The sequence below is a fragment of the Vibrio sp. ED002 genome, assembly GCF_023277445.1.
Taxonomy (GTDB): Bacteria; Pseudomonadota; Gammaproteobacteria; order Enterobacterales; family Vibrionaceae; genus Vibrio; species Vibrio jasicida.
Genome location: NZ_CP080239.1, coordinates 572,353 through 588,393, shown reverse-complemented (window position 1 = coordinate 588,393; position 16,041 = coordinate 572,353). Strand labels below are relative to the sequence as shown.

Below are 16,041 nucleotides of genomic sequence, written 5' to 3'. Positions count from 1 at the left end.
ACAATCCCGCCTCTTTTTTTCTCACTCAAGAACAAGCATGAAGTTTCCTGGTCAGCGAAAATCTAAACACTACTTCCCAACTCACGCTCGAGATCCATTAGTAAACCAAATTCGACAAGCACCTAAATTGTACCGTCCAACGGTTGTCGGTGTTGGTCAAACCATCGTAGATATCGAAGCGCGTGTAGATGATGCGTTTTTAGAAAAATATAACCTAAGTAAAGGTCACTCTCTCGTTCTTGAAGAGAGTAAAGCTGATGCACTGTACGAAGAGCTCGTTGAACAAGGCCTGATTACGCACCAATACCCTGGTGACACAATCGGCAACACGCTTCACAACTACTCGGTACTTGCAGACAGTAAATCCGTACTTCTTGGTGTGATGTCTAAAAACATCCAAGTAGGTTCATTCGCATACCGCTACTTATGCCGTACCTCTTCTCGTATGAACTTGAACCACCTACAAACCGTAGATGGTCCGATTGGTCGCTGTTACACACTGATCACTCAAGATGGTGAACGTACGTTCGCAATCAATGAAGGTCATATGAACAAGCTCTCTCCAGAGAGCATCCCGGAAGAAGTATTTACCAAAGCTTCTGCTCTTGTGGTTTCTTCTTACCTAATGCGTGGTAAAGAAGAAGACCAGATGCCGCAAGCCGTTCAACGCGCTATCGAGTTTGCAAAGAAACACGAAGTCCCTGTGGTACTGACTTTAGGCACTAAATACGTTATCGAAGGTAATGCTAAATGGTGGCAAGAGTACATTCGCGAGAACGTATCAGTTGTCGCAATGAATGAAGAAGAAGGAGCAGCGTTAACAGGTGAGAATGATCCGCTTGCTGCTGCAAACAAAGCTCTGGAATGGGTGGACCTTGTTCTTTGCACTGCTGGTCCAGATGGCCTTTACATGGCTGGCTACACGGATGAAAAAGTGAAGCGTGAAACCACTCACGATATTCTCGAAGGCTCAATTGAAGACTTCAACAGGTTTGAGTTTAGCCGTGCAATGCGTAAAGACGACTGCCAGAATCCAATGAAAGTGTACTCTCACATTGGTCCATACCTTGGCGGCCCGCTTGAGATTAAAAACACGAATGGAGCTGGCGACGCTGCGCTCTCTGCACTGTTGCACGACATGGCAGCTAACTCATTCCACAATAAAGAAGTGCCAAACTCAGAGAAACACGAAGTACGTTGCCTAACCTACTCTTCTCTGTCGCAAATTTGTAAATACGCAAACCGCGTAAGCTACGAAGTACTGACACAACACTCACCTCGTCTATCACGTGCGCTACCAGAACGCGAAGATAGTCTAGAAGAGACCTACTGGGATCGATAAGAACCAAGTACTTAGAGCAATAAATATGCGAAGGTCACCATTTGGTGGCCTTTTTGTTTTGATCTAGCGCAGTAATTAGTGGTTTTTGTTATGATGTAGCACGCTAAGGCGCACGAACTGCTTTACACCTTATTTTTTACCAGTATTATTCTCGCGCAAACGTTTGCGCAACAACAAGGCCGCAGCTCAGATGGCTAATGTTGCTCGCTACGTGTTAGCCATTTTTTTGGAGTATCCATGCAGTCTGATATTGAAATTTGCCGAAACACACCGTTATCTTCCATCGCTACCGTTGCCGCAAACGCAGGCCTTTTACCGCACGAATTTGATACACACGGAAAATATAAAGCCAAAGTTTACCCTCAGTGCCTTCAACGCCTTCATACAAATCAAGACGGTAAATTGGTATTGGTTACTGCAATCACGCCCACCCCTCTTGGTGAAGGTAAAACCGTTACCACTATTGGTTTATCACAAGGCCTTTCCAAGATTAACCAATCGGTCATGGCATGCATTCGCCAACCTTCAATGGGGCCAGTCTTTGGAGTCAAAGGTGGTGCAGCTGGCGGTGGTTACTCTCAAGTCGCCCCTATGGACGAACTAAATCTTCATCTCACAGGCGATATTCATGCTGTTACCGCAGCACACAACCTTGCTTCTGCAGCATTGGATGCACGTCTTTACCATGAACAACGAGAAGGCTATGAGGCATTTGAAGCACGAACGGGTTTAACTGCGCTTAAAATCGACGTTGAGCGTATCACGTGGAAACGTGTTATGGACCATAACGATCGCGCACTGCGTATGGTGAAAATTGGTCTGAACGAAGAAGGTAAAACCATTAACGGCTTTGAGCGTGATGAAGGGTTTGATATCTCTGCCGCTTCAGAGCTGATGGCGATACTCGCGCTTGCAAAAGATTTAAACGACTTACGCCAGCGTATAGGTCGGATTGTTGTCGCTTACAACTTAGAAGGCAAACCGATTACGACGGAAGATCTACAAGTCGCAGGAGCTATGGCTGTCACACTAAAAGACACCATTGCCCCAACACTCATGCAAACGTTGGAAGGTGTACCTACGTTGATTCACGCAGGCCCTTTTGCCAACATAGCCCATGGCAACTCCTCTATCATTGCCGATCAAATTGCATTAAAACTTTCTAGTTACGTTGTCACTGAGGCGGGTTTTGGTTCTGATATGGGTTTCGAGAAAGCGTGCAATATTAAAGCTTCGGCAGCGAATCGAGCCCCGGACTGTGTGGTAATCGTAGCAACACTCCGGGGCCTAAAAGCCAATTCGGGTCATTATGATCTTCGCCCAGGTATGGCGATTCCGGATTCAATCTTTAACCCTGACCAAGCCGCATTAGAAGCAGGATTTGAAAACCTAAAATGGCATATTAACAATGTCCATAAATATGGTATTCCTGCGGTCGTCGCTATTAACCAATTCCCTCAAGATTCGTTAGAAGAACTTAATGAGTTGAAATCATTGGTTAAACGTTTCAATCCGGATGTAAAAGTGGCCGTGAGCACGGCATTTGGCCAAGGGGGTGAAGGCACGATTGAGTTGGCACAACATGTTGTCGAAGCCTGTGAGCAGCCCTCATCATTCCGTCCCCTTTACACGCCAGAGCAGCCTCTAAAAGAAAAATTGATGGCAGTGTGTGAAGCGGGTTATGGGGCGTCAACTATCGACATGAGCGAGCAAGCGAAAAAACAATTAGCACACTTTGAAGCGCTCGGCTTTGATAACCTAGCGGTCTGTATTGCTAAGACACCATTGTCGATCACAACCGACTCTGCCATTAAAGGGGCACCAAATGGCTTTAGCGTACCAATTCGAGAACTGCGTTTGTGCGCAGGCGCTGGCTTTGTTTATGCGCTTTCAGGTAATGTTATGACCATGCCAGGCTTACCAGATAAACCAGCATTTATGAATTTGGACCTTGATGATCAAGGCAATATTATCGGCCTGTCTTAAGGTATGCGAATTTAAAAATAGAATGGGAGTGTTCAACACTCCTATTTTTCCATTTATTCCTCTTAATCCTCTGTTTTTAAATAGCTTTACAGTGTAAACCAACACCAAGGTCCTACTTCCACACCTCCCTTTCACCAATATAGTGCACGGTATATTCCTTAACTCCCTAATGTAGTGCAACCAATCTTCCATTTTGTTCAAAGCGCATTGATTCTATTAGAAAAATTCTGTGGCTCGAATCTTGTAATGCGTTATGTAGCATTACATAACGTCAAATATAAGCACGCAAGCAGTTGGCTAACTCCTCAGGCTTATCGCTGCTTCAGGACACGAAGAACAAGGGAAAGGGAATATTATGCAAGATGCACTCGCCGTAATTTTAGCTGGAGGAATGGGTTCTCGACTCAGTCCATTGACCGATGATAGGGCAAAACCTGCGGTCCCCTTTGGAGGAAAATACCGAATCATCGACTTTACGCTAACTAATTGTCTTCATTCAGGTTTAAGAAAGATATTAGTTCTCACTCAATACAAATCCCATTCATTACAAAAACACTTAAGAGATGGATGGTCCGTTTTTAATCCCGAACTTGGTGAGTACATTACCGCTGTCCCACCCCAAATGCGCAAAGGTGGTGCATGGTACGAAGGCACTGCGGACGCTATTTACCACAACATGTGGCTTCTCGACCGTAATGATGCCAAGTACGTTGTCGTTCTATCCGGTGACCATATCTATCGAATGGACTACGCGGCAATGCTCGAAGAGCATAAATCGAACGGAGCAAAACTAACTGTAGCTTGTATGGATGTTCCTGTAGAAGAAGCAACCGCTTTTGGTGTGATGGGAACAAATGAAAGTGGTTTGGTGCAGTCTTTCATCGAGAAACCAGAGAGCCCACCTACTCTGCCTGATGATCCGACACAGAGTCTCGCATCGATGGGAATTTACATCTTCAATATGGATGCATTGCAAGACGCTCTCGAACAAGACTCGCAACTCGAAGAGTCGAACCACGATTTTGGTAAAGATATCATTCCTAAGCTCATTGATACCGAGTCGGTTTACGCGTACAAATTTTGTGGCAGCAAAGGCCGGGTTGACAAAGACTGCTATTGGCGCGACGTGGGTACGATTGACTCTTTCTATGAAGCAAATATGGATTTGTTAGAACCCGTTCCACCGATGAACTTGTACCAACCCAATTGGGCCATTCGAACCTATGAAGCTCAATTTCCACCAGCACGAACCGTTTCTTCTGCTACTGGCAATGAAGGTATTTTCATTAACTCCATCATTGCAAACGGCGTAATCAACTCAGGCGGTTCAGTTCAGCACTCGGTTATTGCATCGAATGTGCGTATCCATGATAGCGCGACCGTAGTCGACAGTATTATCTTTGACGATGTCGAAGTTGGTGAAGGTTGTCAGCTGGTAAGTTGTATCATCGATAAACATGTTTGCATCCCACCACACACTCAAATCGGTATGAACAAGATCGAGGATGCAAAGCGATTCCACGTATCGGAAAAAGGCATCGTGGTTATCCCTGAGGGGTATGAATTCTAACTGACTCGCCATTGGTAACACTATTTATCTCCCATAATAAAAAGCGCGCGCTTTACATCGCGCGCTTTTCCATAACCGATTAAAACGGATTAGATGTTACATACTGTCGCCCAGCTACCATCGCTACCCGGCTCAGATGCTGTCCACCAATTTGCTTGGTACACCACACCATTGTGAATCACTTTATCACCTTGGTTAGCGTGGCTTGGGTTACCTTGCCAATCTGTTTGTGGAAGATCAGGGTAAGTAACTAGACCCGCAGTGTCACAAGTACCCGGCTCAGTACCACCGCCGCCGCCAGTACCAGAGTTTAGGTCACCAATTGGTAGGTCTGGTTGCTCAAACTTAAACGCAAACTCTTTACCGCCAGAAATCACCGTATAGTTAGCTGGGCCAGAGATTGGTAAGTAGTAAACCATATCAAGCTCGTAAGTGCCGCCCGCAGGTAGGTCTTTCCATGCTGGTAGCGAGAAAGATACGCGGTGCATTACACCATCCAAACCACCAATGTTGTTCGCACGAGTATGGCCAGAAGCAATCACACTTAGACCGCCGCCAGACTGATCTTTCGCGTTATCCGGAGCAGATACAGGAATATCGAATTGGAATTCCGTACCACCAGGGATAGCTTGACCCGTGTTGTTGGTGAACGTGATCTTAGGGTTGATTGGGTAGTTTTGGTCACCAACTTTGAAACCACCAACACTCACTGCAATGTCTACTGCTTCGGTTGGGATTGCACCAGTTGCGATCTTGTTACCGTAAGGCGTTGCAGACTTAAACTTGTCGTAAATCGCTTTAGTCATAGTGTTACCCATGTGGTACTCACCATTGCCCGCCGCACAAGCCTGTTCTGTAGCGTCGATTGCAGTACGGTTGCCATTTGCGTCTAGTACATAACAGTTGTAGTCACCTGCCAGTTCCCAGAACATAATGCCACCGATTTCTTTGTCGATAACGTAGTCCGCTTTCACTTGTACAGACGCTTTATCTTCTGTCGATAGGAAAACGCTCTTCTCAGCATTCCATAGCCATGGTGCAACCGCAACATCATCATAGTGACGAGTGTAAGAACCAACAAACTTGTCCGTTGGATCGTTCACAGGGTCTAGGCCGTAAGCTTGAGCGTAAGAACCCCAAATACCTTTCTCTAGGTTCTTCGCATGCCACATTGGGTTAGAACCTGCACCCATTTCGTTGCCTTTAGGGTCAGTGTCATGCCACATGTTATCGATACCGATAGCGCCGTGACCACAATTGTTCTTCTCACCTTCACCAGTGCCAGGAGCACATTCAGATTGGTTAGGAAGTGCTGCTCGGCCCCATAGGCCATTATCACCACCTGTTACACCTTGCCAACCACGAGTGTAGTAAGGAACACCGATGTTAATTCGACCTGCTGGCATAGAACCACGGAAGTAGTGATACGCCCAGTCAGTATTCAAGTAACCGATACCACCGTATGCCGCCGTGCCGTATACGTTCCACTGTGCCAACTCAGAATCTTTACCAGTGTCGTACAAGGCAGCGTTGTGACCAACGTGATCATTCCAAGCACCGTGCAAGTCGTAGGTCATGATGTTTACGTAATCGAGGTACTTAGTAACGTCGAACGTTTCCATACCGCGCAGTAAGTAACCAGAAGAAGGCGCCGCGATTGTTAGCATGTAGTGGATGCCGTCTTGCGAAGAAGCCGCATCTAGTTTCTCACGTAGAACTTTCATCAGCTCTTGGTAAGATGCCCATAAGTAAGCACGACGTGGTTCCATGAAGTCTTTATCGTAAGGGTTACCAGCACCCGCCATTGACGTTGGGTACTCGTAGTCGATATCTAGACCGTCAAACTTGTAGGTACGCATCATTTCAACGGCAGACGTTGCAAACTTCTCGATACCAGCATGGTTGATAGAGCCATCAGCATTGGTCGTCATGGTGTAGAAACCACCGTCAGCAACACGATTACCATCAGCACCGAAGTGACCGCCGGTTTCAGCCCAACCACCAATTGAAATTAGCGTCTTAACATCGTGTTTTTGCTTATAAGTTGCAAGTGCACCGAAGTGACCTTTAAAGCCCAGTGCTGGGTCAACTTCAACACCTGGCCATGTTTTACCTGTTGCTGGGTTAGTTGGATCTGTTACATCGCCCACATTCACTTTACCGTCTGAGCCAATGCTCACGAACGCGTAATTAATGTGTGTTAGCTGATCCCAAGGAATGTCTTTCACTAAGTATGCAGCTTGCGGGTCATCCCCACTACGCCAGCTTGTGAAGTAACCGATAACACGACGCGGGTGATCTGTACCCATTAATTCACGACCATCTTCATCGTAAATAGTACAGTAAGGAACGTCGACACCTGCCGTTTGATACAGACCATCTGGACGACAGTTTGAAGTAACCGCACCGCCATTAACCACTAACGATACAAGAGAAGAGTCTGTAGTCGCACCAGCATCGTCTGTCGCTTTCGCGTAAATTGAGATGTTGCCTGCCGTTGCTGCAGTAAAGTCAACCGAATAAGGAGCAGCAGTTGCTGTACCAATCAGCGTACCTGCTGCGAAGAATTCCACTTTCGCAACCGCACCGTCAGCATCAGCTGCATTTGCAGTCACCGTTACCGTACCACCAAGATCCACAGTCGTTGCAGAGAGCGCTACGTCAACGGTTGGTGCTTCATTACCAGGCTGACCGGCATTAACAGTGAGGGTTACAGCACTTGCAGCACTCACTGCGTTTTTATCATCGTAAGCTTTCGTTGAGAATTCATGCGCGCCTTCAGTCGCCGTCCATGATGCTGTGAAAGGTGCTGCAGTTGACGTACCCACTAGAGCGCCATCAACAAAGAATTCAACTTTACTGATGGTTCCATCCGTATCTGCCGCATCCGCAGCAAGAGTAACAACATCACCTGCTGTAATTGAAGCCGACGCAGAAGGTGAAGTTAATGAAACTGTCGGAACTTCATTCACTGGTGGGTCAATTGGGCCACCATCACAAGCGCCAAGGTTTTCCCACTCCCCCCATTGACCGGACTGTGCAGGGTTGTTGTTTTGCGTCCAGTAGCGCGCTTTGTATGCGCTGTTTTCGTGTTGAACTTGGTCACCGCCGTTGTAAACCTTTGACGAATCCCAAGCCGCTAACGGCGTACAATCAACGGCTGCATAGCTGTTGAAGGCCATTAGACAAGATGCAGTTAACGTACTGAGTGTAAATACACTCTTTACTGCTTTCCCGTTTCTAAGGTGCATATTGCTCTTCCTTAAGTTATTGTTAGTACAATACAAAATACGCTTTAAATACTGCGCATCATTACTTTTGTTTCGACGTAAAATAACTTAAGTACAAGTACAGAGTTTCACACTAAGAATTTATAGATTTTCAGCAACACCTCTCAAGAATCCACTAAAACCTTGCAACGAATGACATCTTATTTTGCACCGATAACTAATTTTATTACTCAAATAAATATATCGATCGCAAATAATTAAAAAACACAAAAAAAGTCCTAATTTTGAAATATAGATCACTAAGCCTTTGTTGATCTTGGCGTTTCGTTAAAGTGCCGCTTGTACTCACGACTAAACTGAGAAGGACTGCTATAGCCCACTTGTCTCGCGGCGTCATTCACTCTTCTTCCTTCAAGCTGAATCAATTCACGAGCTTTATTCAAACGCACCTTTTTGATGTATTGCAACGGTGACTCCAAAGTCACACTCCTGAACGCTTGGTGAAACGCGGATACACTCATGTTCGCCTCTTCAGCCAACGTTTGTACATTGAGTTGTTCATGGTATTCCTGATGAACGCGGTTTAATGCTTTTGCAACCCTCGCATACGACCCCTCTTGATGTGCGAGCTCAAAAAGAACATGGCCGGATTCACTCACCAAAGTACGGTAGACGATCTCTTCTAGAAGCATGTCGCCAAGCATTGCGACTTCAAGATCGTTGCACAATGCCGTCATTAGACGTTTGCACGCATCCAGCATTAGATCGTTCATACGAACCGATTTCAACCCACAACGAGCAGCGTCCTCACAAGTATTACTAAAGTGTTGCGACTCCAGTTTTTTGACCAACTTTTGAAGCATGGCGGGAGAAATATCAATGGAAATACCCAACAAAGGCTCGTCGTTAACAGAAATTGCTTCGCACTCAAGTGGCATAGGCACCCCTACAACCAAATAATCGTCAGGGCCATAACGTACTGGCGTTTGGCCAATATGAATATTCTTGTAACCTTGCCCTAAAACAATAATCCCTGATTGATAAACAAAAGGTTGACGATTATTGCCTTTGCTACTGCGATAAAACCACACACCATCAATGGCGGTTTCTTTAATGCCTTCTAAATCATCTAAACCATATTTAGTGGCGTACTGCTGCATGATCTCAGCAAGTGTCTTCATCTTGTCACTCCAATAGTTATGCACGCACTATACTTGGAGTTCCGATTACAGTTCCAGCACAAGAACGGTATATTTGTAGAAATAGGCAATAAATTTGCAGAAATCGGTCTACTCAGCGCCATTAACGCATACTAATATGCATGTATTAACCATCCTCACATTGGAAGCAAGAGGTCTAATAATGAACTTTTCATACGTCAACCCTACTAAAATCTTCTTTGGCCAAGGCCAAATTGCCGCAATCAAAGATGCAATCCCTGCAGACCAAAAAGTACTGGTTATCTACGGTGGCGGTTCTATTAAAAAGAACGGCGTGTACGACCAAGTTGCACAAGCACTTGAAGGTCGCGAGTGGCTTGAATTCTCTGGCGTAGAGCCAAACCCAACGAAAGAAACCTTGGATAAAGCGGTAGCGACCGTTAAAGAGCAGAATGTTGATTTTATTCTTGCTGTTGGTGGTGGCTCCGTAATTGATGGTTCTAAATATGTTGCAGCAGCGGCTAAGTACGACGGTGACGGTTGGGACATCATGGTAGGCAAACATCAAGTAACAGAAGCAACGCCGCTTGCTGCGATTCTTACTTTGCCTGCAACAGGTTCTGAGTCAAACATGGGCGCAGTAATCACTAAGAAAGAAACCCAAGACAAATTGGCATTTCTAGCGCCTGCTGTTCAGCCAAAATTTGCTGTGCTTGACCCAGACGTAATGAAAACTCTACCAGAGCGTCAGCTTATCAACGGCCTAGTTGATGCATGGGTACACGTATGTGAGCAATACCTAACGCTGCCAACTGGCGCAATGGTTCAAGACGGTTACGCAGAAGCGCTACTTAAAAACCTAAAAGTATTGGGTGATCAATTCGCAGAACGTGATAACGACCAATGGCGTGCGAACCTAATGTGGACAGCAAACCAAGCATTGAACGGTCTAATCGGTAGCGGCGTTCCTCAAGATTGGGCAACGCATATGATTGGCCACGAGCTGACTGCACTATGGCACGTAGACCACGCTCGTTCACTAGCGATCATTCAACCATCTCTACTTCGTAACCAAATGGAATTCAAACGTCCTAAGCTTGAGCAAATGGGTCGTAACGTATTTGGCTTAGCAGAAGGTGAAGATTTGGCAGAACGCACAATCCAATCGATTGAAGCTTTCTACCACCAGCTAGAAGTCGCGACTCAACTTGAAGGTTACGGTGATGACCGTCAAGCAGCTATCGATGCTGTGATTGATCAACTGAACAAACACGGCATGACGGTTCTTGGCGAAAACCAAGCAATCGACCTAGAAAACAGCCGTAAAATTCTAGAACTTGCCGTTGCATAACGACTCGATCTATTAAATTACTGCCTTTTTTGACGGCATTGTGTCTACACGGACACAATGCCGTTTTTTTATGTTAATTTAGCGCAACATTGACAACTCGATAAATATTGAACTTTTCTGCTAGAAAACTAACAAATAAGCGATGGTTCGATGTTGTTATGTAAGCCGATGACCAAAACAAACCAAGTGCTTACTATTCGAAGTGTCATTTTTTAGCTTGCTCATAAAAAGATGAGCGTTTAGTCGTCTATTCAAGAGTTATTCGTATGTGGCTGATTGTCGTAGCTTGCGCGCTCATACATATCATCAGTATCAAGACTGGCCCTAAGTGGTTATTCTTTTTGACCAAACCGCTACCCATCACAGCAATGATTGGGATGCTAATGCTGTCTCCGGCAAGCCACCTCCCCTACACCCAGTGGATCATTGGCGGTCTCTCATTGTCACTCATGGGTGACCTAATCTTAATGCACCCAAAAGACAAATTTGTTGCGGGCATTAAACTGTTTTGTCTTGCCCAAATTAGTTACGCTTTGGGCTTCATCAATATGGCAGCATGGCACTTCACACCTTGGTTGCCATTTGCCGTATTTGGCGTAGGCGTCTGTGCCTATTTCTTCTTTAAACCCGATTTGGGGAAAGAAAAGTGGTCGGTAGCTAGCTATATCTTTGTTTTGATGACAATGCTATGGATGGCGATGGAGTACTACGCCAGTGGAAAGACCCAATCATCGGCCTTCGCGGTTCTCGGCAGTTTCATCTTCACTATGTCCGGAGTTGTCCTTGCCTTCGAACGATTTGGCAGTACATCGGTATTTTCGCGCCAAGTGGTGATGACAACCTACTACTCTGCACAGTTTCTTATCACGATGTCTGTCTTCGCAATTGTGATCCGTTTTCTCTAAAACTGACTATATTGTTGATTAGTTTTATCACGAGTTATTTGCTCACCAGTTGGACAGTTTATGCTTGATTAACAGGTGCAATACGGTTAATAACTTGTTATTGTAGAAAGAAATTTATTCTAAAAGTTGGCAGCCTTGAAAGAGAAAAATATCGTTGTTGAGTTCAGCGGCGTAAACAAGTGGTATGGTGAATATCACGCCCTCAAAGACATTAATTTTTCAGTACATACCGGTGAAATCGTTGTTGTTTGCGGCCCTTCTGGCTCAGGAAAATCCACGCTAATCCGTTGCATCAACCACTTAGAATCCATCCAAGAAGGTGAGCTCAGCGTCTTCGAACAACCTGCCAATTCTAAAGCACAAAAACCGGGTAAAGTCGGCATGGTATTTCAGCACTTTCACCTGTTTCCACATCTCACGGTGTTAGAAAACCTCACTCTTGCCCCTATCCGCACGCTAAAGCTTTCTAAGCAAGAAGCGGAAAAACGTGCAATTCATTATCTCAAGCGCGTTAACATCGAAGAACAAGCCAACAAATACCCAATTCAACTGTCTGGTGGTCAGCAGCAGCGTGTGGCTATCGCACGCTCGCTCTGTATGGAACCAGATTTACTGCTATTTGACGAGCCGACTTCGGCGCTCGATCCTGAAATGATCAACGAAGTGTTGGACGTGATGGTAGAGTTAGCACAAAGTGGCATGACCATGATTTGTGTAACGCACGAAATGGGATTCGCCAAAAAGGTCGCCAATCGAGTGGTCTTTATGGATGAAGGTGAAATCATCGAGATGAACTCCCCTGTGGCACTTTTTGAGACACCGCAGCACCCTCGGACGCAGGCATTCTTAAATCAGATTCTGAGTTACTAAATACATGGTCTATAGAATCTTCAAACCTGTCCTTCAAGCGTTACTACAAATCACTATCCTTCTCATCGCTATCGCATGGGTATTAGATTCTGGTGCTCAAGCAATGGGGTATCAATGGCAGTGGGAGCGTGTACCTGACTATATCGCCTTCTACGAAGATGGTGAGTGGTGGCCGGCAGAATTAATCGAAGGACTTATCGTCACGCTAAAGATTTCTGCGATTAGTCTATTCTTCACTTTAGTGATTGGATTGGTGACTGCGCTATTAAGGCTTAGCGATTCCAAAGTTGGTAATGCGATTGGAACGACGTATGTCGAACTTATTCGTAATACGCCGCTACTGGTACAGATTTATCTACTCTACTTCGTCTTTGGTCCTGTCATTGGCTTGGATAGATTCAGCACCGCAGTCCTCGCATTGTCTTTATTCCAAGGAGCCTATACCGCCGAGATCTTCCGTGCTGGCTTAAACAGCATTCCAAAAGGTCAGTTTGAAGCTGCGAAGACATTAGGTTTATCGCCTTTCTTCGCCTACAAAGACGTCATACTTCCGCAAGTGTTGCAACGCACCTTGCCACCTTTGACGAATGAAGTGGTTTCTCTTATTAAAAACTCTTCAATTGTCAGCGTCATGGCAATCTTTGACTTAACGACCGAAGCGAGAAACATCGTATCGGAAACGGCCATGCCGTTTGAAATCTGGTTTAGCGTAGCAGCAATCTACCTTGCTCTTACACTATCACTTTCTGGCCTATCCGCTTGGCTAGAACACAAACTAGGAGCCAGTTGGCGCAAATTATAAGGAGATAGCATGAAGTTATTCAAAGCGACCATTACTGCATTATTGGGGCTTGCGATTGCTTTGCCTTCGCTTGCAAAAGAAGAAGCCGCGACCCCAAATGTTGATCAAATCAAAGACCGCGGCACGCTTCGCGTTGGTATGTCGACATTTGTGCCTTGGGCAATGCGTAACAAACAAGGTGAGTTAATTGGTTTTGAAATCGATGTAGCGAAACGCCTAGCCGCAGATTCAGGCTTACAAGTTGAATTCGTACCGACAGCGTGGGACGGCATCATCCCAGCTCTTCTTGCTAAGAAGTTTGATGTAATCATTGGTGGCATGTCGATTACGCCAGAACGTTCAAAGAGCGTATTGTTCACAGAACCGTATTCTCACTCAGGCGTTCAAGTAGCAGCAAGCAAAGAGCTAGCTGCTGGCTTTAGTGAGTTTTCAGACTTTGACTCTCGCCGTATAAAAATTGCCGCTCGTCGTGGCGCGTTCACAGTGCAAGTAGCGCGTGAGACGTTCCCTAAAGCGAAGATCCTGCAATTCGATGACGATGCTCAAGCATTCCAAGAAGTACTAAACGGCAATGCACACGCAGTCATTGCATCAAGCCCGAAACCGGAGCATGAAGCGATCAAACACGCAGATAAGCTGTTTATCCCATTTACTGAGCGCTTATCAAAAGGTAACGAAGCCTTTGCGGTTCGCTTAGGAGAAGAAGACAAAAAAGCCTTCTTTAACAAGTGGATTGAAGCTCGTACCCAAGATGGTTGGTTAGATGAGCGCTACGAATACTGGTTCTCAACGCTAGATTGGCAAGACCAGGTGGCACAAGGTCAATAACCTTAATCATCGCACGAATTAACAACACCGACTCGTACTGCGGGTCGGTTTTCTTCTCTACTATCGGAGTCAAACTTTGAGCGGACAAACCACCACTCGCGTTGCACCAACCAAAGCAAAATCAGGCTTTTTCTTAAGTCGTTTTAACCTACTCGATTGGGTACTGCTTGCCATCTGCGCGTTGGCTGGGGTTTGGCTCTATCATCGTTCTACCGTTGGCGTAAACTACATCTGGCATTGGAAAGAAGCCATTGACCTCTTATTCACCCCAAGAGCAGACGGCGGCTTGCCGTATTTCTTCCAAGGCTTAATCTCAACGCTGCGCTTAAGCCTTTGGGGGATCACCTTTGCTCTCGTATTGGGCACGCTACTTGGTTTAGCTCGTTTCTCAGGCTCAGCTTGGTTGCGCACACCTGCCAACGCTTTTATTCAATTGGTACGAAACATTCCACCTTTGGTATTCGTATTCATCTTCTATTTTTTCATCTCGAACCAGTTAATCCCATTACTTGGGTTAGAAGATCTTCTGCGCAACTATCGCGGAGATACAAATGCACTGCAGAACTTCTTATTTGGTCCACCAAACCTATGGGAAAACTTGGCCTCTGGTGTGCTTTGTGTCGGCTTACTGTCTTCCGCTTATATTGCTGAAGTGGTTCGCGCTGGTTTGCAAAGCGTGGATAAAGGCCAGTGGGAAGCTGCAGATTCACTCGGCTTATCTCGCTGGGTCAAATACCGTTTTGTAATTGCCCCACAAGTACTCAAAGCAATTACACCTGCCCTCGCCGGACAAACCATTTCACTGGTTAAAGACACTTCTATCGTTTCGCTGATCTCGATTCAAGAAATGACCTTTGTCGGCACAGAGATGGCCAATTCATCAGGCTACATTTTCGAAATTTGGTTAATCGTCGGCTTCGTTTACTTTCTGATTTGTTTCGGTCTATCAATGATTTTTAGATACATAGAGAAAAAATCGGAATCTATTTCAAATTAACTTAAAAGCCCTCATATTTAAGACTTTGTAAGCCTTCAAATCGGAACTCCATCCTGTTACAGTCATTGCCATGCTAGTTTTTTGGCGTTTTTCATGGAGTTAAAGCAGCAGTCCGACTACGAGCAGTACATAAGACAGGACAGTCTTGGTGAATACTATGTCGTGCTCAACCAATATACGTTTTACAGTGTTTATCAACCTATCTTCGATAAGCATAGAAACATAATCGGTATGGAAGCCCTACTCCGCATTCGTGGTGTAGACGGCGCTAACATTCGGCCAGACCTATTCTTTGCTGATGCAAGTATTGATACCTACTTTCGTCTATGTATCGAGTTTTTATCTCGTGCTATTCATATTCGTAACTTTGCCAAGCACTTCGCAGGTTCAACAATTAAGTTATTTCTTAATGTCATGCCTCAAACGCTGCTTACCCTAACTAAAGATATGGGTTTCAAAGATAACGGCCTTCTGTACAAACGCTTAGAGGAGCTTGGAATGCACCCCTCTGACGTCGTATTTGAAGTAGTTGAAGAATCTTGTGGTGACACTGAGCTTTTGATAGAAGCCGTCCAATTGATGAGGACGAATGGCTTCTTGTTCGCTATTGACGACTTTGGCTCTCACCATTCAAACATGTCTCGCGTTAAACATCTTTGCCCCGACATCATCAAGATAGACCGTTCTTACCTTCTCGATTATTGTTCAGGTGATACGCTGGCGATTGCAAACGCAGTAGAACTGGCTGAAGAGATGAATGCGAAAGTCGTGATAGAAGGTGTAGAGGAAAACATTCAGCTTTCCGCCATGCAACGATTAGACTTAGATTATTACCAAGGTTTTTACCTCGGCAAGCCTAACGCAATCCACCATTGGACGAATCAGGTTAATAGTAATAAGCTTCTGCATTGAGCTCATACGAGCATCCTCGCCCACTCTACAAATAAAAAGCGCCAACTTAGTCACACTAAGTCGGCGCTTTTTAGTTATTCGAATCTAT

General features: G+C 45.4%; 12 protein-coding genes. 10 read left to right on the top strand and 2 right to left on the bottom strand.

Features of this window, described 5'->3' with window-relative positions:
• The first annotated feature begins 37 nt into the window (after positions 1–37).
• The 3 genes from ITG12_RS19420 to glgC all read left to right on the top strand — a co-directional run bounded on the left by ITG12_RS19420 (position 38) and on the right by glgC (position 4,898).
• Entirely contained in the window at positions 38–1,342 is a 1,305-nt protein-coding gene (locus tag ITG12_RS19420) for an inosine/guanosine kinase (protein ID WP_038877942.1), read from the top strand.
• A gap of 237 nt (positions 1,343–1,579) precedes the next feature.
• Complete coding sequence (locus tag ITG12_RS19415) at positions 1,580–3,328, top strand: formate--tetrahydrofolate ligase (protein WP_038877944.1); 1,749 nt, start codon at positions 1,580–1,582, stop codon at positions 3,326–3,328.
• Positions 3,329–3,641: 313 nt separating this feature from the next.
• Entirely contained in the window at positions 3,642–4,898 is a 1,257-nt protein-coding gene (glgC, locus tag ITG12_RS19410) for a glucose-1-phosphate adenylyltransferase (protein ID WP_152436642.1), read from the top strand.
• A gap of 89 nt (positions 4,899–4,987) precedes the next feature.
• On the opposite strand, the gene ITG12_RS19405 is transcribed toward glgC, so the two are convergent.
• Together ITG12_RS19405 and ITG12_RS19400 are read right to left on the bottom strand one after the other, a co-directional pair.
• On the bottom strand, positions 4,988–8,149 hold the full coding sequence (locus ITG12_RS19405; protein ID WP_248874774.1) for a glycosyl hydrolase family 18 protein: 3,162 nt from the start codon (positions 8,147–8,149) through the stop codon (positions 4,988–4,990).
• Between the two features lie 278 nt (positions 8,150–8,427).
• A complete protein-coding gene (locus tag ITG12_RS19400; protein WP_038877948.1) occupies positions 8,428–9,309 on the bottom strand; it encodes an AraC family transcriptional regulator in 882 nt (293 codons plus the stop codon).
• Between the two features lie 181 nt (positions 9,310–9,490).
• Here ITG12_RS19400 and ITG12_RS19395 point away from each other — a divergent pair, with 181 nt between their 5' ends.
• The 7 genes from ITG12_RS19395 (at position 9,491) to ITG12_RS19365 (ending at position 15,953) form a co-directional block, all read left to right on the top strand.
• Positions 9,491–10,639, top strand: a complete 1,149-nt coding sequence (locus ITG12_RS19395) for an iron-containing alcohol dehydrogenase (protein WP_038877950.1) — start codon at positions 9,491–9,493, stop codon at positions 10,637–10,639.
• Between the two features lie 266 nt (positions 10,640–10,905).
• Entirely contained in the window at positions 10,906–11,544 is a 639-nt protein-coding gene (locus tag ITG12_RS19390) for a lysoplasmalogenase (RefSeq protein WP_038877952.1), read from the top strand.
• Positions 11,545–11,679: 135 nt separating this feature from the next.
• Positions 11,680–12,414, top strand: coding sequence for an amino acid ABC transporter ATP-binding protein (locus ITG12_RS19385; protein WP_061034759.1), 735 nt, complete (start codon positions 11,680–11,682; stop codon positions 12,412–12,414).
• A 4-nt stretch (positions 12,415–12,418) separates the two neighbouring features.
• Positions 12,419–13,216, top strand: a complete 798-nt coding sequence (locus ITG12_RS19380) for an amino acid ABC transporter permease (RefSeq protein WP_248874772.1) — start codon at positions 12,419–12,421, stop codon at positions 13,214–13,216.
• A gap of 9 nt (positions 13,217–13,225) precedes the next feature.
• The gene (locus ITG12_RS19375) at positions 13,226–14,044 is read left to right on the top strand and encodes a transporter substrate-binding domain-containing protein (protein WP_038877956.1); all 819 of its coding nucleotides are present in this window, start codon (positions 13,226–13,228) and stop codon (positions 14,042–14,044) included.
• Positions 14,045–14,120: 76 nt separating this feature from the next.
• Positions 14,121–15,041, top strand: a complete 921-nt coding sequence (locus tag ITG12_RS19370; RefSeq protein ID WP_039976780.1) for an amino acid ABC transporter permease — start codon at positions 14,121–14,123, stop codon at positions 15,039–15,041.
• 93 nt (positions 15,042–15,134) lie between these two features.
• The gene (locus tag ITG12_RS19365) at positions 15,135–15,953 is read left to right on the top strand and encodes an EAL domain-containing protein (protein WP_045405301.1); all 819 of its coding nucleotides are present in this window, start codon (positions 15,135–15,137) and stop codon (positions 15,951–15,953) included.
• The last annotated feature ends 88 nt before the right edge of the window (positions 15,954–16,041 follow it).

What these genes read in the sequence shown, in the direction of transcription:
- ITG12_RS19415 (WP_038877944.1), top strand. Translation starts at nt 1,580, where the DNA reads ATGCAGTCTGATATTGAAATTTGCCGAAACACACCGTTATCTTCCATC.
- ITG12_RS19420 (WP_038877942.1), top strand. Translation starts at nt 38, where the DNA reads ATGAAGTTTCCTGGTCAGCGAAAATCTAAACACTACTTCCCAACTCAC.
- ITG12_RS19380 (WP_248874772.1), top strand. Translation starts at nt 12,419, where the DNA reads ATGGTCTATAGAATCTTCAAACCTGTCCTTCAAGCGTTACTACAAATC.
- ITG12_RS19400 (WP_038877948.1), bottom strand. Translation starts at nt 9,309, where the DNA reads ATGAAGACACTTGCTGAGATCATGCAGCAGTACGCCACTAAATATGGT.
- ITG12_RS19365 (WP_045405301.1), top strand. Translation starts at nt 15,135, where the DNA reads ATGGAGTTAAAGCAGCAGTCCGACTACGAGCAGTACATAAGACAGGAC.
- ITG12_RS19375 (WP_038877956.1), top strand. Translation starts at nt 13,226, where the DNA reads ATGAAGTTATTCAAAGCGACCATTACTGCATTATTGGGGCTTGCGATT.
- ITG12_RS19405 (WP_248874774.1), bottom strand. Translation starts at nt 8,149, where the DNA reads ATGCACCTTAGAAACGGGAAAGCAGTAAAGAGTGTATTTACACTCAGT.
- ITG12_RS19390 (WP_038877952.1), top strand. Translation starts at nt 10,906, where the DNA reads ATGTGGCTGATTGTCGTAGCTTGCGCGCTCATACATATCATCAGTATC.
- ITG12_RS19395 (WP_038877950.1), top strand. Translation starts at nt 9,491, where the DNA reads ATGAACTTTTCATACGTCAACCCTACTAAAATCTTCTTTGGCCAAGGC.